General features: G+C 55.6%; 20 protein-coding genes. 16 read left to right on the top strand and 4 right to left on the bottom strand.

Annotated elements, in window-relative coordinates; genetic code table 11:
* Positions 1-24 precede the first annotated feature (24 nt).
* Genes RE6C_RS28430 through RE6C_RS28460 form a run of 7 tightly spaced genes read left to right on the top strand, consistent with a single transcriptional unit; the run spans position 25 to position 6,404 of the window.
* Positions 25-984, top strand: coding sequence for an AAA family ATPase (locus RE6C_RS28430; protein WP_008662362.1), 960 nt, complete (start codon positions 25-27; stop codon positions 982-984).
* Positions 985-1,027: 43 nt separating this feature from the next.
* Positions 1,028-1,957, top strand: a complete 930-nt coding sequence (locus RE6C_RS28435) for a DUF58 domain-containing protein (RefSeq protein ID WP_008662364.1) — start codon at positions 1,028-1,030, stop codon at positions 1,955-1,957.
* Positions 1,957-2,466 carry a DUF4381 domain-containing protein gene (locus tag RE6C_RS28440; RefSeq protein ID WP_008662366.1) on the top strand — a complete coding sequence of 170 codons (510 nt, stop codon included), beginning with the start codon at positions 1,957-1,959 and terminating at the stop codon, positions 2,464-2,466. Before RE6C_RS28435 ends, RE6C_RS28440 begins: the two co-directional genes overlap by 1 nt.
* Positions 2,460-3,497: a vWA domain-containing protein gene (locus tag RE6C_RS28445; RefSeq protein ID WP_008662368.1), complete on the top strand. Its 1,038-nt coding sequence runs from the start codon at positions 2,460-2,462 to the stop codon at positions 3,495-3,497. Before RE6C_RS28440 ends, RE6C_RS28445 begins: the two co-directional genes overlap by 7 nt.
* The gene (locus tag RE6C_RS28450) at positions 3,494-4,450 is read left to right on the top strand and encodes a vWA domain-containing protein (RefSeq protein WP_008662369.1); all 957 of its coding nucleotides are present in this window, start codon (positions 3,494-3,496) and stop codon (positions 4,448-4,450) included. Before RE6C_RS28445 ends, RE6C_RS28450 begins: the two co-directional genes overlap by 4 nt.
* Positions 4,447-5,076, top strand: coding sequence for a tetratricopeptide repeat protein (locus RE6C_RS28455; protein WP_008662370.1), 630 nt, complete (start codon positions 4,447-4,449; stop codon positions 5,074-5,076). The genes RE6C_RS28450 and RE6C_RS28455 overlap by 4 nt, the downstream gene beginning before the upstream one ends.
* The gene (locus RE6C_RS28460; protein ID WP_039963743.1) at positions 5,073-6,404 is read left to right on the top strand and encodes a BatD family protein; all 1,332 of its coding nucleotides are present in this window, start codon (positions 5,073-5,075) and stop codon (positions 6,402-6,404) included. Before RE6C_RS28455 ends, RE6C_RS28460 begins: the two co-directional genes overlap by 4 nt.
* Before the next feature lie 24 nt (positions 6,405-6,428).
* Here the strand turns inward: RE6C_RS28460 and RE6C_RS28465 are convergent, their stop codons facing one another.
* Positions 6,429-7,865: a carbohydrate porin gene (locus tag RE6C_RS28465; protein ID WP_039963745.1), complete on the bottom strand. Its 1,437-nt coding sequence runs from the start codon at positions 7,863-7,865 to the stop codon at positions 6,429-6,431.
* 178 nt (positions 7,866-8,043) lie between these two features.
* Between RE6C_RS28465 and RE6C_RS28470 the strand changes: the two genes are divergently transcribed.
* From RE6C_RS28470 to RE6C_RS28480, 3 genes are read left to right on the top strand one after another with little or no spacing between them, the layout of a single operon-like run.
* Positions 8,044-9,015 carry a nuclear transport factor 2 family protein gene (locus RE6C_RS28470; protein ID WP_008662373.1) on the top strand — a complete coding sequence of 324 codons (972 nt, stop codon included), beginning with the start codon at positions 8,044-8,046 and terminating at the stop codon, positions 9,013-9,015.
* Positions 9,012-10,937 (top strand): mu-protocadherin-cell-suface protein, encoded by a 1,926-nt coding sequence (locus RE6C_RS28475; protein ID WP_008662374.1) that lies wholly within the window; start codon positions 9,012-9,014, stop codon positions 10,935-10,937. The genes RE6C_RS28470 and RE6C_RS28475 overlap by 4 nt, the downstream gene beginning before the upstream one ends.
* Positions 10,938-10,968: 31 nt before the next feature.
* A complete protein-coding gene (locus tag RE6C_RS28480; protein ID WP_008662375.1) occupies positions 10,969-11,904 on the top strand; it encodes an SHD1 domain-containing protein in 936 nt (311 codons plus the stop codon).
* 129 nt (positions 11,905-12,033) lie between these two features.
* Here the strand turns inward: RE6C_RS28480 and RE6C_RS28485 are convergent, their stop codons facing one another.
* A complete protein-coding gene (locus tag RE6C_RS28485) occupies positions 12,034-13,353 on the bottom strand; it encodes a DcaP family trimeric outer membrane transporter (protein WP_008662376.1) in 1,320 nt (439 codons plus the stop codon).
* 305 nt (positions 13,354-13,658) lie between these two features.
* On the opposite strand from RE6C_RS28485, the gene RE6C_RS32000 reads away from it, so the two are divergent.
* Positions 13,659-13,868, top strand: a complete 210-nt coding sequence (locus RE6C_RS32000; protein ID WP_008662380.1) for a hypothetical protein — start codon at positions 13,659-13,661, stop codon at positions 13,866-13,868.
* Positions 13,869-14,068: 200 nt separating this feature from the next.
* Complete coding sequence (locus tag RE6C_RS28490) at positions 14,069-15,487, top strand: hypothetical protein (RefSeq protein WP_008662381.1); 1,419 nt, start codon at positions 14,069-14,071, stop codon at positions 15,485-15,487.
* A gap of 212 nt (positions 15,488-15,699) precedes the next feature.
* Here RE6C_RS28490 and RE6C_RS28495 read toward each other — a convergent pair whose 3' ends face one another.
* Positions 15,700-17,292 (bottom strand): arylsulfatase, encoded by a 1,593-nt coding sequence (locus tag RE6C_RS28495; RefSeq protein ID WP_008662384.1) that lies wholly within the window; start codon positions 17,290-17,292, stop codon positions 15,700-15,702.
* 278 nt (positions 17,293-17,570) lie between these two features.
* Here RE6C_RS28495 and cls point away from each other — a divergent pair, with 278 nt between their 5' ends.
* The gene (gene cls, locus RE6C_RS28500; RefSeq protein WP_008662388.1) at positions 17,571-19,046 is read left to right on the top strand and encodes a cardiolipin synthase; all 1,476 of its coding nucleotides are present in this window, start codon (positions 17,571-17,573) and stop codon (positions 19,044-19,046) included.
* 34 nt (positions 19,047-19,080) lie between these two features.
* Positions 19,081-20,535, top strand: a complete 1,455-nt coding sequence (locus tag RE6C_RS28505) for an APC family permease (RefSeq protein WP_008662390.1) — start codon at positions 19,081-19,083, stop codon at positions 20,533-20,535.
* A gap of 54 nt (positions 20,536-20,589) precedes the next feature.
* On the opposite strand, the gene RE6C_RS28510 is transcribed toward RE6C_RS28505, so the two are convergent.
* Positions 20,590-21,294, bottom strand: a complete 705-nt coding sequence (locus RE6C_RS28510; RefSeq protein WP_039963746.1) for a potassium channel family protein — start codon at positions 21,292-21,294, stop codon at positions 20,590-20,592.
* A 322-nt stretch (positions 21,295-21,616) separates the two neighbouring features.
* Between RE6C_RS28510 and RE6C_RS28520 the strand changes: the two genes are divergently transcribed.
* Together RE6C_RS28520 and RE6C_RS28525 are read left to right on the top strand one after the other, a co-directional pair.
* A complete protein-coding gene (locus RE6C_RS28520) occupies positions 21,617-22,954 on the top strand; it encodes an efflux RND transporter periplasmic adaptor subunit (protein ID WP_008662394.1) in 1,338 nt (445 codons plus the stop codon).
* Positions 22,955-22,957: 3 nt separating this feature from the next.
* On the top strand, positions 22,958-26,071 hold the full coding sequence (locus tag RE6C_RS28525; protein ID WP_008662395.1) for an efflux RND transporter permease subunit: 3,114 nt from the start codon (positions 22,958-22,960) through the stop codon (positions 26,069-26,071).
* Positions 26,072-26,084: the final 13 nt, after the last annotated feature.

Consider the following 26,084-nt stretch of genomic DNA (forward strand, 5'->3'; position numbering starts at 1 on the left):
CCTCTTCTCCACTGGAACAATTGCATGACGCCGCGGGAAACAATCGAGCAGATCTCCAACGCGATGAACGCGGCCGTCATTGGTCAGCAACCTGTGGTGGAACGAATTTTGGTCGCCTTGCTGGCCAAAGGTCATGTCCTGATGGAAGGCTTGCCCGGCACCGCAAAAACTCGCTCCGTCAAAACGCTGTCCAAACTGGTCGACAGCCAATTCGGACGCATTCAGTTCACGCCCGACTTGCTGCCATCCGACGTCACCGGATCAGAAATCTATCGCGAACAAAATGGCACATTTGAATTTCAAGAAGGACCGATCTTCGGCAACTTGATTTTGGCCGACGAAATCAACCGGGCCCCCGCCAAAGTGCAATCGGCTCTGTTGGAGGCAATGGAAGAACGGCAGGTCACGGTTGCATCGCAAACGCACACGCTGCCGGAACTGTTCATGGTGCTGGCGACCCAGAACCCGATCGAGCAGGAAGGGACTTACCCACTGCCCGAGGCGCAAATGGATCGCTTTATGCTGTACGTGCGAGTGGACTATCCCGAGGACGCGGACGAAGCATCGATTTTGAAACTCGTCCGCGGCGAAAAGACCGGTGCAATCTCCGCGGCAACCGAGGCGATCTCGCAGCAATTGATCTTTGACGCACAGAAGGAAGTTGGCACCATCCATGTCGCCGAATCGGCTGAAAAGTACATCGTCGATTTGGTCATGGCGACACGTCACCCGGATCGCTACGAAGGCGATCTTCCCAAGTGGATTCGGCTCGGTGCCAGCCCTCGAGGAACGCTGGCACTGGATGCTGCGGCACGAGCCCATGCTTGGTTGGCCGGACAAGACTTCGTTTCTCCCGACAACATCCGTGCGATGGCTCCGGCCTGTTTGGCTCACCGAGTCCACCTGACCTACGAAGCCGAAGCCGCCGGTGTGACTCGCACCGACGTGATCGATGCTTTGTTGGAGAACGTGGTTCCAGTCTGAATCGAGTTTGCTTTCGAATGCCCGCTTTGAACGAAGGCTGCCCATGTCCGCCCGAGTCACTGTCACATTTCAAGATCTGCTTCAATGCAAAGCGGATGCGCGCGGGTTCTCACTCCAACCGCGCCAACCCGTTGGTTCCCTGCTAGCTGGACGCCACGCATCGCGTCTTCGCGGTCGCGGATTGTCTTTTGAAGAGCTTCGCCAATACCGACAGGGCGACGACATTCGTCAAATGGATTGGAAAGCGACCGCTCGCCTGCGATCGCCACACATCCGTGTTTACAGCGAAGAACGCGAACGCCCGGTTTTGCTGCTGATCGACCAACGCACGCCGATGTTCTTTGGAAGCCAACGAGCAATGAAATCCGTCGCCGCGGCGGAGTTGGCCGCGATCGGTGCATGGCGTTCACTTGCCAGCGGTGATCGAGTCGGTGGGCTGATCTTCAATGACACCGAAATCGCCGAAGTTCGGCCTCACCGCAGCCAGACTCGCGTGCTCAACCTGCTGCATCAAATCGTCCGACTGAATCAAGAACTGGCTGTGCCGACAGCATCGTCCGCATCACCGCCATCCAGTTCGGCGGTGACCTTGAATCACGTTCTCGAAAATGCATCCCGAATCGCTCGCCACGACCACTTGGTGATCTTGATCAGTGACCTCGACGGCGCAGACGAAGAAACCACTCGCCTTGTGACTCGGATTGCGGCACACAACGACATTTTAGTGACCGCCGTCTACGATCCGCTCGGCATTCGCCTGACTGGTGCCCCTGGAATGCTGGCCAGTCACCGCGGACGCACTTGGGAACTTCCCGATCGAGCTTCCTTCCCCGATGACTTCCAAGAAGCGTTCGGGAAAGTCCTCAAGCATTGGCGAAGTGTCTTTCGATCGTTGCAAATTCCGCTGATGCCGCTTTCCACCGCGCGGCCCGTTGCCGAACAAGTCCGTGCTCTCTTTGGCAATACAGCGTGATGAACACCAGCGACCCAACCAGCCTTGATCGCCTGAACGACATCGTCGTTCCTGCTCCCGTTTCGTGGTGGCCACTCGCGCCGGGATGGTATGTCCTGCTAGCCGGGTTGCTAGCCGCCATCACCTGGCTGGTTTGGAAAAACTGGCGAACTTGGAAATCGAACGCCTACCGCCGTGAAGCGATTCACGAACTGGAATCCGCGAACACAGCCGGTGCCATCTCGGGACTACTCCGTCGCACCGCATTGAAAACCCATTCCCGATCCGAACTCGCACAAATGACAGGCGACCGCTGGCCCGAATGGTTGTTCCAGCAACTTCCACACGAGTCCACGTCAACGATTTCGCCGATCGTTCGTGAGCAATTGGCGACCGCAGCCTACCGCGACACGGACACACCATCGTTGGATGAGCTGCGAGCGTTCGCCGCCGTCTGGATCACCCAGCATTCATCCGCCTCGCCAAATTCTGCTGACGCCAACGCCACCAGCCAGGAACGATCATGCTGACGCTTGCCTACGCGTGGTGCTTCTTGCTTCTGCCTCTGCCTTGGTTGGTGCGACTCTTCTTGCCGCCCAAGCAACGCGATCAAGTATCCGTCCAAGTTCCCTTCGGCGATCGTTTGCAACAAGTCTTGGGTGGCAAACATTCCGACAGCACCCAACCGCAAAGCTGGACTCGACGCGTGCTGGCTGTTGCCATCTGGAGTTGTGCGTTGACCGCGGTCGCACGACCTCAATGGCTGGAACCTCCCATCACGAAAGAGATCCCGACACGCGACCTTTTGCTGCTCGTTGATTTGTCGGGCTCGATGGCACAGGAAGACTTCAAGAACGATGCCGGCCAAAAGGTCTCGCGTCTGGATGCGGTCAAAGAAGTACTTGATGGCTTCCTGGCAAAACGCAAAGGTGATCGCGTCGGCTTGGTCGTCTTTGGCGATGCCGCTTACCTGCAGGCCCCATTCACGACTGACCTGCAGCTATCGCAGGAACTTCTTAGCGAATGCGAAGTCGGAATGGCTGGGCCACGAACCGCGTTTGGTGATGCCATCGGCTTGGGCGTCAATTTGTTCGACGAAGACACAGAACGAGCCAAGACGATCATCGCATTGACCGACGGCAACGACACCAAAAGCAAAGTCCCTCCGGTCGAAGCCGCCCGCGTCGCAACTCAACGAGACATCAAAATCTACACGGTTGCCATCGGCGATCCGACGACCGTCGGCGAAGACAAGCTGGACGAACAAAGCCTTCGTGAAGTCGCTTCCGAAACCGGCGGCAAGTACTTTTTCGCCGCGGATCGAGAACATTTGGCGGGCATTTATGACGAGCTCGACAAGATCGAAACGCAGATCATACAAACCATCAGCCACCGACCGCGCACCGATATCTACTACTGGCCACTCGTGGTCGCACTGCTGCTTTCTATGTCGGAAAAAGCCATCGCAACTTTGAGGGCCCGAAGACAAACGGCGCCACCGGAGCAAGACCGTCGCATCCAGGTCAATCCAGTCACTGGCGAGATGGAGGTGGCAGCATGATCGATGCATGGAACTCGTTTCACATCATTCGTCCGGCGTATCTGCTGCTGATTCCGGTGTCCTTTGGTCTGGCGTGGATTTGGCATCGCAGCCGTGATCCGCTTCGAGGTTGGAAGAACCAAATCGACTCCGATCTGCTTGATGCTTTGACTCATCACGATGGGCCACAATCCCAACACTGGTGGCAACGAATCCCAACGGTCGCCTGGTTATTGATTGGGTGGACGGTCGGCATCGTTGCAATCGCGGGGCCCACTTGGCGAGTGGAAGCCAATCCGTTTGCCCAGGACGCTCAACCGTTGATCATCTTGTTGAAAGCGGACGAGACGATGGAGTCAGCCGCACTCACGACCACACCGCTTGAACGAGCCACTTTGAAGATCGCTGACTTGGCCAAAACACGCCAAGGCGACCCGCTGGGGTTGATCGCCTACTCCGGATCCGCTCACACCGTGTTGCCCCCGACCGAAGACACCTCGGTCGTGGCCGACATGGCCTCAGAGATCAGTCCCGCGATCATGCCCGTTGCGGGCGATGCACTCGACCAAGCGATCACCGAAGCAGGTCGTTTGATCAACCGCAATGAAGGCGGTGCGACATTGTTGATCATCGCGAACCAAGCCAGCGTCGATCCCAAGCAAGTCGCCGCGGCTCATCAGGCGATCGGCTCTCCACCAATCCAAGTATTGAGTCTGCTGCCAGAGGAATCCCAAGAAACCGCATCACTGCAAGCCATCGCGAAATCGTTGGGCGGCACACGGGTTCCACTGACCGTCGATGATCAAGACATTCAATCGATCGTGCAGTACGCGGAACGACGTTCGTCATCAGGCATCGCGGGACAAAGCGACCGCTGGCAAGAGTCCGGCTACTGGTTCTCACCGTTGCTGGCCGCCATGGTGGCGTTGTCATTTCGCCGCGAACGCACCTCCACCGAGGACGTCTCCCAATGAAAACTTGGCTCATTCTTGGCGTGATCGGTTGGTCGAGCTGGTGGTGGACACCAGACCAACTCGGGCAACGACAAATGGAAAAGGAGCAATACGCCGATGCGGCCAACGCATTCGACGATCCGATGTGGCAGGGAGTCGCTTGGTACCGCGCCGGTGAATTCAAATCCGCCGCACAATCCTTCTCACGAGCATCCGGTCCCGACGCGAAATTCAATCTTGGCAACTGCTGGCTGATGCAGGGAAAATACGACGAAGCGATTGCCAGCTATGACGACGCTTTGAAGCAACGCCCGGACTGGACGGAGGCCCAGCAGAACCTGGACCTCGCGAAGGCTCGAAAGAAGGCGACCGAGTCCAAAGGTGGCGACGCCGGGGACCAACGCGTTGGAGCTGACGAGATCGTGTTCGACAAAGACAAAAAAAAGCAAAACGAAGGCCAGGACACGGACATCACCGCAGAGCAAGCCGTCAACGATGCATCGGTGCAAGCGGTCTGGCTGAGGCAGGTACAAACCAAGCCTGCCGATTTCCTGAAGTCGAAGTTTCGCTACCAAATGGCCAACCGCGACAAGGACACTCAAGACCAACCGACCGAAGCGAAACCCAGCGAAGGAGAATCCCCGTGACACTCCAATCGCAACATGCTTTTCCTGCATCCTCTGTGCACGTTTTGTTAATCGCCCTAGCATTGACACTTGCACCGACTGCTTGCCATGCCGTTGCCGCAGACGATCCGCCAGAACCGGTTACGCTCGAAATTCCCAACCCCAAGGCCTGGGTGGGTCAACGACTACCGTTCTTCGTCAAAGTCCGTGCGCCCGGTTCGTTTGTGGGTGCGACTTCGTTTTCCCTGCCACAGATTTCTCGAGCGGTGATCCTTCAAGTCGGAACGCCCGTGGTTTCCTCCGAAGAAGTCGGCGACGATTCTTGGTTTGTTCAAACTCACGAATTCGCGTTGTACTCGCAAGCCTTCGGGACAGTCGAAATCCCCGCGTTCGAAGTTCGCTACGCCAACCGAGATGGTTTCACTGGACCGGCCACGGACCACAAACAACAAACCTCCGACGTGTCCGTCGAGATTCAACAACCACCTGATTACGACCCCAACGTTTTCCTGGTAACCGCTGAAGAAATCGACGTCCAAGAGACTTGGGATCCGCCACCGGGCGAGGCAAAGCAGGGCGACGTCATTCACCGAACCATCACGCAGAAGGCCAACCAAGTCTCGGGGATGGTTCTCGCACCGCCGCCGACAAAGGTCCCTGACGGCATCCAGGCTTACGTTAAATCACCGCAAGTCACTGACAACACCGAACGCGGTGAATTTTCGGGCGAACGACATGATACGGTGACTTATCAATTCAAAGGTTCCGGAACACTCACACTGCCCGCGATCCGGTATGTGTGGTGGACCCCCGACGACGAATCCTATGGATCGAAAACCTTGCCGGAGGCCACTTATCAAGTCGCGGCGGCTCCCCAACCGCAACTCGCAACGGTGCAGGATCCCAGTTGGCCGCCCGTCGCATGGGCAGCTTTCATCATCGGAGCCGTGGCCATCCTCATCGTAACGCAGTCCCACCGAATCGCGGTTGGCTTTCGATCGATCAAACATCGACTCAACCCGCCCGACCGTTTCGCGGCCAGGAAGCTGATTCAAGCTTGCCGAACAAACGATGCTCGCGTCGCTGAAACCGCATGGAACCAGTGGCTTAACACGCAACCCGAGACCGTTGATCTCTCAAACGAACTGAGTGCGTCCGTCTTGGATCTACATCGTCGACTCTACGGTCAAACTTCCGGGACCGAGCCGACATCCGAGACCAAAGCACAAGCCGTATTAAACTGGAATGGCGAAACACTGCGTCGCGCATTTGAACAAAGCCTGCAACAGCATGGACGTCGGAACCACGCTCCTCAGAACTGCCTGCCGCCTCTGAATCCCATCGCCTGATGGAAGCAAAACGGATGCTCGTTCTCAGAACGCAATGTTCATCCGAAGTCCTAACAGGTACGCGTCAGCGACTTGTTCACGGGCTTGGTCAACCCACTGAAAATCTGGTGTCACCGAAATCGACTCGGTCAACTGACTGCGATAAAAGACTTCCACACCCTGCGAGTCGCCAATGGGGCCCAAGGCTCCGACCAACAAAGGTCCGATCTCGTCGCTGGTTCCGCTGTAGTAATACCCGACACCAAACGAGTCCCCATCACGAAGCGGACTCGCACCGCCCAAACCTGCGCTGAGCAGATAGCTGATTGGGTTGGTGTCGCTGTCGGCGATTCCCGCGCGAGCGAAGTAGCCCCAGTGCCGCGACGAATCGCATGGGTCGACCCACAACGCTTGGTCCGTATTCCAGTACACCGACCACGAATCCGATGCTCGGTTGATCGCCACGTTGGGCAGAATGATCCGAGGGTCTTGTCCCAACGAAACATAGTCACGACTGCTCCACGAGGCACCGATCAATTGGTGACCTGGTGTGCCCAACCAATCGGTCGCAACTCGCATTTCCCCGGACACGACCACGCCATCAGCGAACAACTCATCAAAGCCATCGGAATCGGCCGTGTCGGTTGGATTCATCACGAGGAAGTTGAAGGCTGGTTCACCTTCGTCGCCCAAAACGATGAAACCGCAACCCAGCGAAGAATAGGGAACCGATCGCAACACAATCGGATTGGCAATGAATGCCACGTTGGAAAACTGCGTGATGCCACGTCCGCTCGCATAGGCATTCGCGTCGCCGTCAAGGGTATCCAGTTTGCCTGCGTAAACCGCGAAACGTTCTGACAGGAACTGCGTGAACAGCACATTGGTCAGATACAAACCTTCGCTATCCGCGACTGGCAAATCAGCAGCCAAGGTTGGCGGCAAAATCACGCCCGCGGACTCACCGATGGTTTGCCCAAAACGATGTTCAGCCCGCAGCTTTAGGAACAACCCTTCGTGAACGCCAAGTTTTCCAAGATCCATGTTGGCCACGTAATCGCCGTGACCTCCGTAGCGAGCGGTTTCTTCGAGTCCGCCGCTGACCGTGCCAAAGTAATACTGGGTCAAATTGTTTGAAAACGTGATCCCGCTGTCCGCCAAACTTTTGCGGATCGATTTGCACAGGCAGTCCTCGCCCGAACAGTTTTCGCCGCAGCATAATGCGGAGTCACAGGACAACGAATCGCACCCGACAGAATCACACGCGAACAACGGAGAACAATCGTCCACCTGAGCTTGCGCGGTTTGTATTCCAAAACTCGCCAGGATGAACCCGGCGCAAAGAACGACCCTCGCGATGTGAAGGTTCTGTGCAGATTGGTTTTGGTCCATCGAGGTGCCTCGAAATCGCTCAAAAAAGGCTTCATCGTCCAAACAATTCACACCCTCCATTTCGGTTGTTTGAGCACCTGAACCGTTCATTTCCTGAATGCACAAAAACAATGCTTCGGAAATTACACTGGAAGTTCAAGTTCTGCGGATTATCTGGTCTTCGGCAGGAGAAATTCGCGACTCGACTCTCTAAGATTAGAGGACGATCATCGGCAGCAATTGCCTCGATTGAACCTCTCTTCTCTACTGCCGGCTGGAACACTCACAAATGAATTCAGGCCCCACACTGCTGCTCGGTGCATGCCTCACGGCGGCGATTTTCGGATCCACCGCCCCCGGCCTCGTGGCACAAGACAGCCAACCGACCGTTGCCGAATTACCCTTGGCATCGCCAGTCCGCGAACGGCTGAAACAGTACGCCGATGCGTTCAATGACCGCAAATTGGATTCACTCGGCCAGTTCCTCGCGTCAGACGTTCACTATCAAGACGAAACGTCAGGGCGAACGGCACAGTCGGCCAACGAATTGATTGATTTGATTCGAACCGCTGTCGAGGCCGAACCAACACTCAAACTCAGTGCGAGCGTCGAGGACATCAAGCAGACCGCTCCCGATCAAGCGACCGTTCGCGGCACGACAACGCTGACATCCGAAGATGCCCCCGACGAAGTCTCCTCGTTTGAAATCGCATTGGCAAAAGCATCCGACGAATGGACGATCCAATCGATTACCGAACGAGCGATAGATTCGGCTGAATCTGCCAGCCCGATCGAGTCACTCAGCTGGCTGGTGGGGACATGGAAAGAGGACGCCGAGGATGGACTGAACAGCCGCATTGAATTCCTTCCCGGGAATCGTTTCCTGCGACGCACGTTTCAAATGGGATCGAATGCTGAACCCATCGGCTACGAAATGATTGGCTATGACCCTCGATCCAATCTCGTGAAATCATGGACCTACTTTGCCGACGGCAGCTTTGGCAGTGGTCACTGGGTGGGCGAAGAGGATCACTGGCGAATGGAGATGACCCAAACTCTCGCCGACGGTGGACAGGCAACCGCGACGTGCATTGTTCGACCGATCGATCAAAATACGATGACCGTTCGAATCATCTCGCGTGTCGTCAATGGTCAACCACTTCCCAACGGCAAAGCTGTCACGCTGACTCGTCAAACAGACACCTCATCGACCTTCGAACCTTCGACCAACACCGCGACCCCATCGGGAGCCAACCAATGAATCTTTTGATCAATCAAACGCAGCCTCTGCGTTGGGTGTCGGTTTGCATCGCTTTGTCGATCATCACCATGGCCCAGCCATCACTCGATGCGGGTGGATTTGGCGGACGCGGTGGTGGACGAGGCGGCGGTGGAGGTGGCCGTTCGTTTAGCGGCGGCGGAGGGGCGCGCCCCAGCATGGGCGGAGCTCGTCCGAGCATGGGTGGAAGTGCGAACTTCAATCGCGGAAACATGGGCGGCAACCGCATGCCCGTCAACCGACCTCAGACCAGCATGCCACATGTCGGCGGCAACAACTTCAGCCGTCCGAACGTCAGCGCACCCAACTTCAATACAAATCGTCCGGGAACGAGCCGTCCCAGCACCGGATTGCCCAGCACCAGTCGGCCAAGCATCCCCAGCACTGGCACACGCCCGTCTCGTCCAGGCACGTCGCTTCCAGGCACCTCGCGTCCGGATATCTCTCGCCCCGGATTGAACCAACCCGGAGTCACGCGTCCGGGCGGCAACCAGTCCAATCGTCCCGATCGACCAAGCACCCTGCCCGGCAACCGTCCCGGATCCGATCGCCCTGGTTCCGATCGCCCAAGTATCGACCGACCGAACATCGACCGCCCAGGAAACAGTCGGCCCAACCTGCCCGGCGGAGATCGTCCCGGTGGTAGCAATCGCCCCGGGATGCCCGACTTTGGGAAACTTCCCGCGGGCCGTCCATCCGCCGGCGACGTTGGCAACTTCCTGGGAATCGATGGTCCACTGCGTCCCGGCGGTAACGAACGTCCGAACTTATCCGATCGCCCGGAACGACCGAATCGACCGGGCACACCCGATCGTCCCGGTGCGGGTGATCGGCCTGGCAATGGCAACCGACCTGGAATCGGAGATCGCCCAGGCGGTGGTGACCGTCCCTCCTTCGCCGATCGTCCTGGATCTGGAACACGTCCCGGTCTCGACCAGCGTCCCAACCCCGGTGATCGATTGCCACCGGACCGTCGCCCGAACATCAACATCGGCGATGTGAACATCGGCAACAACAACATCATCAACAACAAAGTTGGCTGGGCGAACCTCGATAACAATCGAGTCAACCAGATCAACAATCGTTGGCAAAACCGAATGGCCAACGTCAGCAATTGGCCCACCATTCCACCACATCGATTTGATCATTTCCATCGATGGGGCAATCAAGTTCGCCGAGGTTGGCACTACCATGGTTTTGGACCGAATTGGTGGGTACGACACCCATTCCGATTCTGTGGTTGGCACTACTTCTATTCGTATCGGTATTACCCATACACATATTGGTGGAGCACACCGACTTACCCCATGGTGACCAACTGGTTCACACCGACCGCATCTTCGACGACGCTCTCGCAACCGGTCTACTACGACTATGGCAGCGAAGGCAACGTGACCTATCAAGACAATCGCGTTTACATCGGTGGCGAAGAAGTGGCGACCACGGAAGAGTTCGCACAAACAGCCGCCACCCTCGCGACCGTCGAAGCACCCGCAGACGAAGAGTCCGCTGAACAATCCGAATGGCTGCCCTTGGGAACCTTCGCGTTGACAACGGACGCCGACGATGTTGATCCCGACCGAGTGATCCAACTCGCGGTCAACAAAGAAGGGATCATCTCCGGAACGCTCTACAACCAGAAAACGGATGAGACTCAGGCCATCCAAGGACGAGTCGACAAGGAGACCCAACGAGTCGCCATGCGAATCGGCGAGAGCGAAAATGTTGTCGCTGAAACAGGTCTCTACAATTTGACCCAGGATGAAGCGTCCGTTTTGGTTCACTTTGGAACCAAAACACAAGACACCTACATGCTCGTGCGATTGCCCAGCCCCGAGGATTCGGACGAGTCGGCCGACTCATCCGATGACGAATCTGGCGATGCATCGAACGACGAAAACTGATTCTTTTTCAACCAAACAATGAGACAACATCATGCTTCGACACTTTTTACTCATTGCCGCCATCCTCTCGACCGCCTCGTTCGCGACTGCCAAGCCTCGCACTTGGACCAGTGCGAACGGCGCATACAAATTGGAAGGTGAACTGATCGGATCCAATGACACCACGGCGATTTTGAAGCGTCGCGGTTCAGGTCGTTTGGCCGCGGTCGAATTGAAAGACCTCTCTGAGGAAGATCGCGAATTCGTCAAAAAACAGACCAAGGGCGATTCGGAACGAGAATCCGACGACCTCGAGATGCACACCTGGACCTCTCGCGATGGCCTGAAGATCCGTGCGAAGATTCTCGCCTACGGAAAGAAGGATTACACGCTGGATCGCAAACTGGGCGCTGTGACCATCAACGGCAAAGCCTTCTCAACCTTTGATCCGCTGCACCAGAAACTCATCCTGCGTGTCCTCAGCGTTCTTGAAAAAACGCCTTTGGAAAAAGAGTCCGACCTCAACAAATTTGTGTCGCTCTTCGCCGGCCAACCCAAGACGTACCCGTTGGAAGGTGTGTTGATGGAGTTACCATCGGGTGACCAAATCGCGGTTCCATTCTTCATGTTCAGCGAGAAGGATCTCGACGTTCTTCAAGCCGGCTGGGAGAACTGGCAAAAGTACCACTCCGACGAAGACGCTCGTGCCCGTGAAGATTTGATGATGCGTTCCGAAGCATCGCACTACCAGCAAACGATGGCGCAAGAGCAACAACGACAACAGTTGGAAGTCCTCAAGTTCAACATGGCCGCCGCGCGCACCGGACTGACATCCATTTGGGAAGTCCAGATCGCCCCCAACGCAGGCGTCTATGGTCGGCCGACCAGCGTCATGGTGACCGCTCGTGATAGCTTGACCGCGTCTCAAATGGTTCTGCCAAACTACCCGGGCTACTACATGATCGGTGTCCGGAAAGTCAGCTACTGAATCAGGCACGACTTGGATCGCCCCGCCACTCTTTGAGTCGTCAGGGCAGATAGAAACCAAACGTCATTTGCAACCGAGTCGCATCGGCTTGGTCGCTATTTTGGTTCTCTCGTTTTCCGTTACAGATACTCAATCCCGATGAACACGCGGTCGATCGGATTGTGAATCAGGTTCACGCCAAATAGTTGGTTGAACGCAGGTTGGTGCCGCCTGACCTGCAATCGGATCGAGGGTCAGTTCGCTATACGTCAGGTTGGAAGTTAGGCGATCGTTCCAGACGTGCTTCAGCCCGATCATCCATCCAAACATTGGCAAGATCTCTGCGGTGTTCGGGCCGGTGGATACCACATCGGGTGATCCTCGATAGCTGCCGATCCCTTCTCCAAATGTGATTTGAGAATACACCCGCGTGTCTTCCAAGAACTTGGCCGATCCGGTGAAGTTCAATCCCCAAGCGGTATCCGTCAGCACTGGATCCCCGACCGGCTGAAAGCCTAATTCGCGAATCACAAACGCCGCCTGAAAATCGCTGCGGTCTCGTTCCAATTTCACATGCGTGATCACATCGGGCGTTTCGGTGCGTCCCTCACCCGTGATACCGATCGGGATATCAATTTCAATCCGTGGGTCTTCCAGTGAAACCGCCCAAGACCATCCTGAATCTCCCAGCGGCAGATCCAATCGCACAAGCCCTTGCCGTCGGTTCACGTTCGAGACCGCACCTTCGAAATCCAACGTTTGTGGAACGGCCGATGGATGCGTGAACGTGGTCCACGTTTGCCCGGCGGTAAAGTAGCCCATCGTTCCGTAGGCGTGACGCAATCTCAGCGAACCATTGCTCCCATCTTCGCCGCCAAAAAAGTCCGCTTCCACAAAGGCTCGAACAACCTCTTGCTGGACTTTCCATCGAGTATCGAAACTCAATCGCGATGAGCGTGCGTGGAAGCGAGCATTCTTTCGGTCCGCGGCACCGACGGGGATCTCACTGGTGTCAAACGAATCCACCGAGTCGATCGGATCAAAGTCTGAAATAAAATCCGCTTTAACAAATCCGCCGATCTTCAAAGCGGCCTCTTCACCAAACACAACAATCCCGCGGTCGAAATCAGGGAACGCGGTGAAGTTGTTTTGTTGTTGCTCGCCACGCGATCGGTCAAACGACTCCGACGTAAAGGACTGGCGAACCGAACGCTGCAGCGATCCTTCGTCCAATTCCTGCAGAACTTCTGTGACAGGTGATTCGATCGCGTCCAAGCTTTCGCTGAATTCGGTGAACTGCGTCAACAATACCGGATCTTCGATTGGATCCTGCTCCGCCAACCGCAACAGCGACGCGAGGCTATCCTCCGCGTTGAGCGGTGACACGAGCAGTCCCGCACCGATCAAAAGAAAGAGCCATCGCCCGCAGGCAAGCTCAATGGTTGTTCGTGCAATGCAATTGAAACTCATGCGTCTTCGATTGGTATGAGTTCCTCACACTGACCAGCCATCAACCGGCACTCAATGGCGATGATCCGTTTTCCCGAGTCACGACTGGACGCACCTATCGCCGCAGAATCACTGCGCAGCCGATCTCGACTCATTGTCTTTCTCGGCATCGACGATGCGAAACTTAAACGATTCTTCCGAATCTGACGCCTGGCAATCAGCGTCATTCTTCATCGATAGCTATTTGTGCCACTCGACCAAAAATCGCGATCCCCTTCAGATTCTTTGCGCATGGCTATGTAACTACCCGGTTAGTCCACCCCGGAATGTCAGTCGTCCCAAACGCAGGTCCCGTGATCCAAACACCGCCCTGTAACGCCGTTCATTTAGAACCAGACACAGACGCTCACCCTGACAAGATTTTCGCCGGGCGAGTGCTCAATTCGATCCATGTCTCCAACATGGGGCAATTGGTCGCCGGTGGCATGGTCCCAACGGATCGGACGGATGAAAAACCGACGCATTTCGCGGTCTGAATCTAGCTGAGCGACATTGATTGGCACCCGCTGCCCGGCGGTGCACGCGAGCAAGCCGCTGTCTATACTGGCGACGTCCAAATTGCCGGAATTCCTATCATGTTTCTTATCCGTGCGAACAGTTGGATGAACTATCTCTTCTAATCGCTCCGCGGATCGACACTTTTGATCCACATCCTTGAACGTACCGAGCCGAAACCATGCGAACGCTGTTGAAGTCGGGCCCTGCGGTGGCCCTTGCTCTTCTTTTCTCGATTTCTTCATCAGTTATTCAGGCTGAAGAAAAAGCCAAGATCGAACTGCTGCTTGATCGATCGCCTGCTCCCGGCAACGCAATCGGTTACGTCAACGTTCCTGCACTGAACAAACTGATGAAGGACGCTGGCTTCTCACCAGCCGCCGCTTCAGCAGTGAGCGAAGTCTGGTTTTTGGCCGACCTCGACATTGGATCCTTGCGTCCCAAATGGGAAGCCGGTTACGCCGTTCTCAATCAACCGGTCGATGCGAAGAAATTGGCCGATCGCTTGGGTGGCTATGTCGACAATGTCGTCAACCACGATGTCGTTCATGCTCCCAATCAAACCTACTTCGTTCCCGGTGAAGACCACCCGGAACGTTTGGGCATCCTCCGTCCAACCGACCGATCGTTGTTGGCAGGATGGTTGACTCCTGTCATCGACGTGAAATACACGCCGTTCTTGAGCGCCCATGCAAAGCAACCGGAGTCGTATCTGTCGTTCATGTTGGCGATCGACTTGAACAATGTCCTATCGCCTATCCCACTGAAGACGCGCCTCGAAGGACTCAAGTCACTGAAATCCAACTCGCCTGAATCCGTTGCCGGCACTTTGGCATCGATCGAAGGTTGCAGCATCATCGTTGGCCGACGCAGCCTCAACGAATGCATTGCGAAATTTGAATTTTCAAAATCGCCTTCGTCGCTGAAGTTGATCGCTCCCGAATTGCTGGCCGAAATCCTTCAGCGCAACGGAACCGACGCTCCGGAAGTCAAACAATGGGAAGTATCGGTCGACGGGAATTCTCTTTCGCTCAAAGGTCCCGTCACTCAATCCAGTCTCAGTGGTTTGATGGGAATTTTCAGCCTGCAAAGCCAAGCTCAACAGGCCGCCGCACGAGCCAGCTTGTCAGAACAAAGCGAAGAGCAACGCGTTGCCTACGAATCCAAACACTACTTCGATGAAGTCAACTCGATCATCGAGCACACACGTGACCACAAATCACAGACTGCCGGAGCGATGGCAAAGTGGAGCGATCAACGTGCTCGACAAATCGATGAACTTGGAACGCTCAATGTCGATCCCGACATGATTCAGTACGGAACCAACGTGGCCGAACTTCTTCGCGGAAACGCATTGACGGTTCGTCAAACCAACATCGACGCCGGAAAAGTCAAAGCCAGCCAGAGCCTCGACACCGGCTACTACAATGATGGCTACGGGTACTACAACACCAATAGCACCACCGACTATCAACGTGTCACCAGCGCCATCGCCCAGGGAAACGCCTACGGGAATTACCGCGAGGCACTCAATCAGATCGACAAACTGACCGCCGCCATGCGTCGCGACATGACTCAGAAATACAAAATGCAGTTCTAAGCAACAAACAAAACTCTTCAGACGTCACCAAAGCCGATCGACTCCAGACTCAAACTGGTTAGTCGGTCGGCTTTTTCGTTGCAGTTGCCCTGCAAAGTTGGACGCGAATTTCCGAGCGTGGTTTGCCCAGCATCGGCGTATCGACGTGAGACTCGTCAGCCACCTTCAATGAAACTGGCAAACTCTTGCCGCTGAGCGTTTTCAGGTGCTTCTCAAAGTCCAACTTCTTTGGCGGGATACTTTTTGAAAGTTGCCCCGTGAGCCTTCAGCTTTCCGAGAACCGTTGCGAGCCACGCATTGCGTCGGTGTCCCACAGGCGACTGCTCCTTGGGATCAATGTAGAGATTGAACAGCCAAGGCGCCAAACCGACGTCGACCAACGTTGAATAGTCGATGTGCATGTGAGTCGATTCTGGCAGCACCGCTTTGACATGCACTTTGTATTCACGCATGCGACAAGACATCAGCTCTTTCCCCCACCAGAAATACACTGTTTCACGTTTGGATTGCCCATCGTCTTGCAGCAGAAAAGATGTTTGATCGATGTAGTCGTAGTAACGATCCGTCGGAAGATCGCTGGTCGGGATGTCTGCCAGCTTCAGCGATACGCCAAACAAATCCAGCAGATCAAACAAACCGTCACTTTGTCGCCCACCGGAAATGACACCTTTCCAATACGCGATCCCGGGGACACGAACGCCTCCTTCAAAAGTCGTTCCTTTGGCGCCACGAAACGGCGTGTACCCTGCATCAGGCCACCCGTCCATTTGTGGCCCGTTGTCACTGGTAAAGAACACGAACGTATTTTCCAGGACACCGGCTTCTTTCAACGCGGCCATGATGTCGCCAACGTGCAGGTCCACCTCCGCAACTGCTTCTTTGTAGTAGTATTTCGCCGCGCTCAATGATCCCAAGTCTGGGTTCGGAAAGTTATCGCAGTGAACCTTCAAGAAGCAGTGCTCCAAGAAGAACGGCTTGTCCTCTTTTGCTAATTCCTTGATCCGTTGGATAGTGAAATCGGCCAGCACTTTCTCGGCACGCCCCATGTCTTCAATCGACTGAATCTGTTTCAGTTCCTCGGTTCGTCCGTCTTTGAAACCATGTGTTAAATGGTTGTCGGGCGCAATCGCCTCAAAGGCTCGCGATCGTTCGGGGTTGTTGACCAAATCAGGAAAGCGTCGCTCGTCGAACCGCTGAGAGATCTCTTTCTGAGCAGGATAGTACCCGTAGTACTCATCGAAACCGATATCGTGTGGACGCATGCCAACCGGCTCACCAACATGCCACTTCCCGGTCAACAATGTGTAGTAACCGGCGTCACTCAACAGTTTCGGAAGACTAATCTCGTCTTCCCAAGGATTTCGAGTCAATTTGTCTCCGGCCAAAATCGGTCGAGTCAGCCCCGTCCGGACTGGCAAACGGCCGGTCAGGATCGCCGAACGAGTTGGAGTGCAGGTCTGCTGGGAATAACAACTCGTCAGCCTCAATCCCTCGCCAGCCAACCGGTCGATGTTTGGTGTCGCCGCACCAATCGCGGCACCTCCGCCATAGCATCCTGGATCCCCGTATCCCATGTCGTCGACCACCAACCACAGGATGTTCGGCCGCTTCCCGTGCTTCGCTTTGATCTCAGCCAGTTTGTCTCCAGCGGCCCTATCCTGCGTTGCAAGCGGGATTGCCGCTTCGTGATTCTCAAGCGAAACAACCGTTCGATCCAACGTGGGTGTCTCTGCGTTGCAAATCGACACGCTCCACAAAGCTGGAATGCACAGAATGCCGGCACCACGCAATAACTTTCCAATCATCCGCTGTCCCCTATTTGAGTTCATGTCGATTGAGCAGCCCTGAGCATTCGCGAGCCGATCTGTTTCCGCCGCCTTCTGTTTCCGCCACATACACTGATGCCGGCACAAGATTGCTCCAACCAGAAACTTCAACGCTCGCACGCATTGCTACATCTTGAATGCAACCATAATATCCCAAACTGCCGGAGCCAAACCGAAGTCCTGATGCACGAAATAGCTCACGCGTGAACAGGCACCGTCCGACCACAACGCTCTTTCGCGAAACAAGAACTGACTGAATGATCGATCTCGGACAATACTTTCAAATTCATATCGATGCGGTTTCGATCGGGTTGGTCGCGCACGTCACCATCGAAGCGATCACGATCATTCGCGTGATGACGCGACCGCACCGCGAACCGGCGTCGCGTGTTGCTTGGGTCACCATCATCGCTGCCGTGCCGTTTCTGGGCGTGCTGCTGTATGTGTTGTTCGGCGAAACCAACATCGGTCGACGCCGGATGGAACGCATGAAGCAAGTGATCAAACGCTTGCCTGCGATGCCAGAGATCAATCCGGAGGAATCTCGGAACGCATTGGCCAACGTTCCAATTCGATATCAACATTTGTTCCGAATGGGTGAATCGATCAATGGATTCGAAGCGATCGGCGGCAACTCCGGAACGTTGATGCAAGATTCCAACTCCGCGGTCGACTCCATGGTCGCAGATATCGATCGAGCAACCGATCATGTGCATCTGCTCTTCTACATCTGGTTGCCCGACAACAACGGATTGAAGATGGTCGAAGCGCTCAAACGAGCGGCGAAGCGAGGCGTCACTTGCCGAGCAATGGCGGATGACTTGGGTTCGCGGACGATCATTCGATCGGCTCATTGGAAAGAGATGCAAGAAGCTGGCGTTCACCTTTCACGAGCTCTGCCGATTGGCAACCTGATGCTACGTGCACTTCGCGGACGCATCGATCTTCGCAATCACCGAAAGATCCTGGTGATCGATGGAACGGTCACATACTGCGGAAGCCAAAACTGTGCCGATCCCGAATTCCGCGTCAAACCCAAGTACGCTCCTTGGGTCGACGCCGTGATTCGTTTCGAAGGACCGGTGGTCCGTCAGAACCAAGAACTCTTTGTCGCTGATTGGATGGCCGGTACCGATGACGATCTGACCGATTTGCTGGACCGACCGCTTCCAAATACCGGGCCTGGTTTTGCGGCTCAGGTCATTGGAACGGGACCGACTGTTCGCGATTCTGCGATGCCCGAGGTCTTCGAAACCTTGTTCCACACGGCGAGACGCAAACTGACCATTTCCACGCCGTACTACGTGCCCAACGAATCCATGCAACAAGCTCTCTGCGCAGCGGCGTGGCGAGGTGTTGAAACAACAATCATTCTGCCCGCCAACAATGATTCACGAATTGTTGGGGGAGCCAGCCGAAGCTACTACGCAGGATTGCTCGAAGCCGGGGTTCGAATACACGAATACACCGGCGGGCTGTTGCACACCAAGTCTGTCACGCTGGACGACGAAGTCACCTTGATCGGTTCCGCCAACATGGACCGCCGCAGCTTTGACCTGAACTATGAAAACAACATTTTGTTCCATGATTCGCAACTGACCGCCGACGTCTTCGCCAGACAATGCGTCTACATCGATCACTCCAACGAGATCACGGCCCAGCAGGTTTCGGAGTGGTCGCTTCCCCGTCGCCTGTGGAACAACGTGCTGGCGACGCTGGGCCCGATTCTTTAGGTCCTCGATTTTTGGGTCACTGCCGGAATCAAACGTGATTGCGACGTGTGGCGGTGAAGACGTCCGGCGATTGGACTACATTAGCGACCACCGGCCCCGGACGATCTGTTTCCCTGCTTCTGCCGGCACCGAATCAAGCTCGGAATATTTTCTCGAAAGCAGTCGTTTGAGCGGCAAATACGGATTCTGGACCCTCGCGTTTCTAGTCATCGCCAACATGATCGGCGCTGGCGTTTTCACGACTTCTGGGTATTCGCTGGCCGATCTGGGTTCTCCCCAACTAGTCCTGTGGGCGTGGCTGGCCGGCGGTGTGATCGCCGTCGCGGGTGCGATCAGCTACGCCATGCTGATCCGAGTCATGCCACAGTCGGGTGGCGAATACCTATTTCTTTCGCGCGCCGCGCACCCCTTGCTCGGATACGTCGCTGGATGGGTTTCGCTGATCGCAGGTTTTTCGGGCGCGATCGCTTTCGCGGCCACGGCACTGGAAGGTTATCTATTGCCAGAACACTTGCGTCCCGAATGGATGCCCGCCGGTATCGTGACCATCATGGCAATCGTCCTGGCGGGCTTCTTCCATGGTTTGCACCCTCGCGTCGGTGCCACCACACAAAACATCGCCGTCAGCGTCAAACTGATTCTGCTGGCCACGATCCTTCTCTTCGCGGTCTACCAGTGGTTCGGCGGCGATTTGATCGTCCGCGATTCTGAAGCGCAAATGACTGCTGAAACCACCTCATGGTCGCGGTGGGTTGCCTTCGCTGGAAGTCTGGTTTGGATCTCATTGAGCTATTCAGGTTTCAACGCAGCGGTTTACGTCGCCGATGAGGTCATTGACGCGACACGTGTGGTGCCTCGAGCGCTGGTCTTCGGCACGATCGCAACGACGTTGCTGTATTTATGCCTCAACGCCGTCTTTGTGTTTGCACCCTCCGCTGCAAGCATCATTGGCAAACCGGATGTGGCGGCAATCGCGGCCGCCAGTCTGGGTGGCAATGGTTTCGCTCACTTTGTTCGCTGGACGATCGCGTTGTGTTTGCTGACATCGGTCCTCAGCATGATGATGGCAGCACCACGTGTGTACGCAAAAATGGCCGACGATGGCATGCTGCCGGCTTGGATGCGGTTCCGAGGCGAAGCTCCCTTTGCCGCGACGGTGGTCCAAATGATGGTGGCCATCACGCTTGTGTTGATTTCCGACTTGCAAGGATTGTTGTCCTATCTCGGACTCACGTTGTCGCTGTCTGCGGCTTGCTCGGTGTGTTGCCTCTTCTTGCCATCTATCCGCAATCATCCGAAAGCCGCACCCAAACACTGGCTGGTCGCCCCGGCTTTCTATGTCGCCGCAACGATCCTTTCCGCCGCCATCATGACGATCAACGATCCGAAGCAATTGATTGCGACCGGAATCACATTCATGGTTGGCGGGACAATGTATGTGCTGACGACTCAGTTCAAATCAGACAACACGCTCGACCAATCAAGCTGAATCTCAAACTCGCCGCGCAGCGCAACAAAAGCTCGATCAGTTGCCAAAGACCGATCACTCTTCCGCGTTTTCGCGGCGCTGAGACACCTGCATTCCGATCATGCGTGCGATCACGATCGCCACGTACAGTTGCCCAATCATCGCTTGCATGACAGCCATCATTTTGGCAGGCCGAGACAGCGGCACAACGTCGCCATAGCCAAGCGTTGTTAGCGTCACGTTGCTGAAGTAGATGAATTCACTAATCAAGCGAGTGTTCTGCGGCGAATCCGATTCGACCACCGGAAACGAAAATGCCCCCGGTTCGATGAGTTCGACCAACGTATAGAGAAACGCCCACAGCAACCCCAGCAGAAAGTAGATCGACACGGCACCGATGATTCGGTTGGCGTCGATCGGACCTTCGCAAAAGACGTTTACGCCGACCGCGTGGATGAGAGTTAAAAAGACCAGTGCAAAACAGACATCGCTAGCGATTGCCAAACCCATCAATCCGGTGATTTCGTTGGCCCAAGAAGTCGCATAGGCCAAAACTCCCACCAACAAAGTCGCCCACATCCGCTTGGTGGAACCGGAAAACGAACGAATCGCCGAAAGCACGACCACAAAGAAGAATCCATTGATGACTACTCGATGGACCACATTCTCCGCGGACAAGCATGATTGAATAAAGATCAAGGCAACCAGAGCCAACAACAGTTCGCCATGCCGAGGTTCTCTCAACCATCGATGCGATTCAAGTTTGAGTGGGAGGGTCATGCCAGCGAATCAATGGATCAAGGAAAGCGAGCCACGGATTGGAAGAAGTAGGAATTCCTGGTTCAGATTGTCCCGCTTCGGAATTGCTGCGTAGGACGTTCAATCCGCTTGGTGTAGGATGCTACGCGGATCCCGTCACTGAGTCGATCACTTCGATTCGCAAGGTTTCTATTTTCATCCGGAAGTTCATGACTCACGTCAGGACTTTCCATTGCCAATGGTTCATCACGCTGTCCCCTTTTGACGCATGAACAAACTCCTACTTGCCCGCCTTTGTCCAACGCTTGCGAAACCGAGGCGGCATACCTGCATCGCTAACGCGTTGAACGCATTGGCCCTGTGCTTGCTCGCGACGTTCGGTTGCACACCTGCCTCCAACGAATACCAAGCTCCTCCGCCTCCGGAGGTGACAACGGCAAGTCCCGTTCAACAAAGTCTCACCATTTTCATCGAAGAAAACGGCGAAACCGAAGCGGTGGAACAGGCGGACATTCGTGCCCGTGTTGGAGGCTTCGTCGAGAAGCTTTCCTTTGAACCAGGGCAACTCGTAAGCGTCGACCAAGAACTCTATCGGATCGAACCGGATACCTATGAAGCCAACCGCAATGCCGCCGCAGCATCGGTGGAGGCTTCCAAAGCAAGCATCCAGGTGAGCGAAGCTGCATTGGCCGCGGCATTGGCCGAAGTACAAAAGGCCGAGAACGACTTGAAGCGTGAACGACGCCTGGAAGCATCCAATGCGGGATCCCAAGCGACTCTGGATGCGGCATTGGCAAGTCGTGATTCAGCGTTGGCCCAGCAAAAGGCGGCCGAAGCCAATATCGAAGCCGACAAAGCCAAGCTGCTTCAAGCTCAAGCTCAACTGGCGCAAGCGGAATTGGACCTGAAGTACACCGTGGTTCGTGCCCCGATCGAAGGCCGCGTTTCCAAAACTGAAATCAAACTCGGCAACCTCGTTCAAGTCGGCAGCACGCTGGCGACGGTGGTCGACCAAAGAAAAATCTTCGCCAACTTCAGCATCAGTGATCGAAAATTGCTGGAACTCGTCGAAGCCCGTCCGGAAACCGACGAACCGGCAGACTCACCCGAGGACTGGTCCAAGATCCCTGTCTATCTCCAACGCGACGGTGACACCGACCAATGGTTGTCAGGAAAACTGGACTACGTCGATCAACGAGGCATCGATCAAAAGACCGGTACGTTCGGCTTGCGAGCCGACTTCGACAACCAAGACGGCAAACTGCTGCCAGGCATGTTTGTGATCATCCGTTTGCCCGTTCGCGAAATTCCGAATGCCATTTTGATTCCTGAACGAGCCATCGTCCGCAATCAAACGGGATCGTATGTGATGTTGGTCGGTCCCGAAAACCAAATCGAACAACGCAAGGTCTCCATCGGTCAAACACTCGATGGCTGGGCACTGATCAAAGAAGGCCTCACCGCCACAGACACGTTTGTTTTGGACGGGCTGCAACGTGCTCGACCAGGCAGCACCGTCACACCCAAGCCAACGGAATTGTCCACGAAAGACAGCCCTATGTTGCGAGCAGCGGTTGGGCCCAACGATGAATCCGCCGAACCAGAATCCAATTCTGAAACAGCACCGACGGTCAATCCGACCAACGATGAACCCGCCTCCGATTCATCCACCGCGGACTGAACCATGTCAAAGTTTTTCATCTACCGCCCGATCTTTGCCACGGTGATTTCCATCGTGATCGTGATCGCCGGAGCGGTCTCGTTCTTTGGACTTCCGGTCGAGAAGTTCCCACCGATCACGCCGCCGACGGTCCAAGTGACCGCGGTCTATCCCGGTGCCAACGCTCGAACGGTCGCCGAAACCGTTGCCGCTCCCATCGAGCAATCGGTCAATGGTGTCGAAGGCATGATCTACATGTCATCGACCAGCACCAACGAAGGCCTGTACACCCTGACGGTCACTTTCGAATTGGGAATGGACCTGGACATCGCTTCGGTGCTGGTCCAGAACTTGGTTGGCAGTGCGGAAGCCAGCCTACCTCAAGAAGTTCGGCAACAAGGCATCACGACCAAAAAGCGTTCCACACAAACGCTTCAGTTCATCGCGTTGACATCGCCCGGTGGAACTCACGACGGATTGTTTCTGAGCAACTTCTCGCTGGATGTTCGAGACGAAATCAGTCGCATCAAAGGCGTCGGTGACGTTCAGTCATTTGGCGATGGCGATTACAGCATGCGAGTCTGGTTGGACCCCCGTTTGTTGAAGCAGCGTGGGTTGACAACCGAGGACGTGGTTTCGGCAATCTCCGAACAAAACGTCCAAGTCGCGGCGGGACAAATTGGTGCTCCGCCCGCTGATTCTGGCACCGCGTTCCAATTTTCAGTCAACACGCAAGGTCGCTTCTCGAGCGTCGAACAATTCGAAAACATCATCGTTCGCACAGGCGACAACGGCGAAGTGCTGCGTCTGGGCGATCTCGCTCGAATTGAACTTGGTGCCGAGGCCTACACCTACTCCAGTTCGTTCACCGGCGATGCCGCCGCGACACTCGCGATTTACCAGTTGCCCGGCGCCAACGCTCTGGAAACCGCAGAAGCGATCCGGATCAAAATGGAAGAATTGTCTTCGGCGGCCAACTGGCCGGATGATGTGGAATACCAAGTCGCTTACGACGCGACCGAATTCGTCACCGCCTCCATCACCGAAGTCTACAAGACGCTCGCGATGGCAATCGCGTTGGTCGTGCTCGTCATCTTCATCTTCTTGCAAGACTGGCGAGCGACGGTCGTTCCAGTCGCTGCGATTCCGGTGTCTTTGATCGGCACGTTCGCCATCATGGCTGGCATCGGGTTTTCCCTGAACATGTTGTCCTTGTTCGGCATCGTGCTCGCCATTGGAATCGTGGTCGATGATGCCATCGTGGTCGTCGAAAACGTCTCGCGACACATCGCCGATGGATTGTCCAGCCGCGATGCCGCCGTCAAAGCCATGTCCGAGATCACCGGTCCCGTGATCGCCACGACCCTCGTGTTGCTGGCCGTCTTTGTGCCGTGTGCATTCATGCCGGGCATCACCGGTGAATTGTTTCGTCAGTTTGCATTGACGATCTCAGCCTCGGTGATCATCAGCACGATCAACGCGTTGACGCTCAGCCCCGCCCTATGTGCGATCTTCCTTCGGCCACCGACCGAAACGAAGTTCATCGGATTCCGACTGTTCAACCAAGCCTTTGATCGAACCACAGCCGTCTACGGTGCCACTGTCGCGAGACTGGTCCGTTTGACGTTGATTGTTTCGATTGCTTCCATTGCCTTGGTCATGGCGACGGGCTGGATCCTCACCCAGTTGCCAACCGGATTTGTTCCAGACGAAGACCAAGGCGTGTTGTTCGTCAACATTCAATTGCCTGACGCAGCCAGCAAAGAACGCACCGATGAAGTGGTCAAAAACTTGGACCAGGTCTTCGAACAAACCCCTGGAGTCAGAGGTTGGCTGTCCGTCACCGGCTACTCGTTGCTCGGAGGAAGTGGTGGCCCCAACGTCGGGTTCTCGGTTCTGGTCCTGAAACCATGGGAAGACCGCGATGCAAAAACCGAAAGCGTCACCGCGATCCAGCAATACCTGCAAAAACAATTCGCGTCGGAACAACGTGCCATCCTGTTCACGTTTGCTCCACCACCAATCGATGGATTGGGAACGGCCGGCGGATTTCAAATGGAAGTTCAGGACCGCGGCAGCAATGGCTACCTTCCGTTGCAAAATGCGACGGAGGAACTCGTCGCCAACGCCTCCACTCAATCCAGCTTGGCAGCTCTGAACAGTTCCTTCCGAGCCACCGTTCCTCAGCTCTATGTGGATGTCGACCGAGAAAAAGCGAAGACGATGAACATTCCGCTGAGCAGTGTGTTCGCTACCTTGCAAGCATCGCTGGGTTCGTCCTACATCAACGACTTCACGCTCAACAACCGTTCGTATCAAGTCCGCGCGCAAGCCGAAGCACCGTTTCGACGATCCGCCTCGGACATCACGCAACTCGATGTGCGCGACAGCAACGGCAACATGGTCCCACTCGGATCAATCGTGACGGTGCGAGATCACTTTGGACCAGACGTTGTACGACGATACAACATGTACCCCAGCGCCGCGGTCAACGGTTCCGCAGCACCGGGCGTCAGCTCCGGTACCGCGCTCGAGTTAATGGAACAAACCGCCGATCAAACCTTGCCCGCTTCATTCTCCTATGAATGGACGGGGATGTCCTTCCAAGAGAAACAAGCCTCCGGTGGTCAGTACATGATCTTCGGTCTGGCAATCTTGTTCGTGTTCCTGGTTCTCGCGGCACAGTACGAAAGTTGGACCAGCCCCGCTGCGGTCATCGCGGTCGTGCCTCTGGCCGCTCTCGGTGTTGCCTTGTCGCTGACGCTGCGTGGAAGCGACAACAACACCTACACTCAGATCGGGATTGTGCTGCTGGTTGCTTTGGCCAGTAAGAATGCGATTCTGATTGTGGAGTTCGCCAGCGAACAACGCGCCGAGGGAAAATCAACTCGTGATGCAGCAACCACGGCGGCCAAGCTTCGATTCCGAGCCATCCTGATGACGGCGTTTTCGTCGATCCTCGGTTTCTTGCCGCTCCTGGTCGCGACCGGTGCCGGTGCCGCCAGTCGCCAAGCCGTTGGAACCGCGGTTGTTGGTGGCATGATTGCCGCCACCATCTTCGCTCTGCTGCTCGTCCCAACGTTCTTTGTCGTCTTCCGAACGCTGTCCGAACGGATGGCTCGCAAATCTGACACCTAACGGGCGGTTGATT

It is taken from the genome of Rhodopirellula europaea 6C (assembly GCF_000338295.1).
Classification (GTDB): Bacteria; Planctomycetota; Planctomycetia; order Pirellulales; family Pirellulaceae; genus Rhodopirellula; species Rhodopirellula europaea.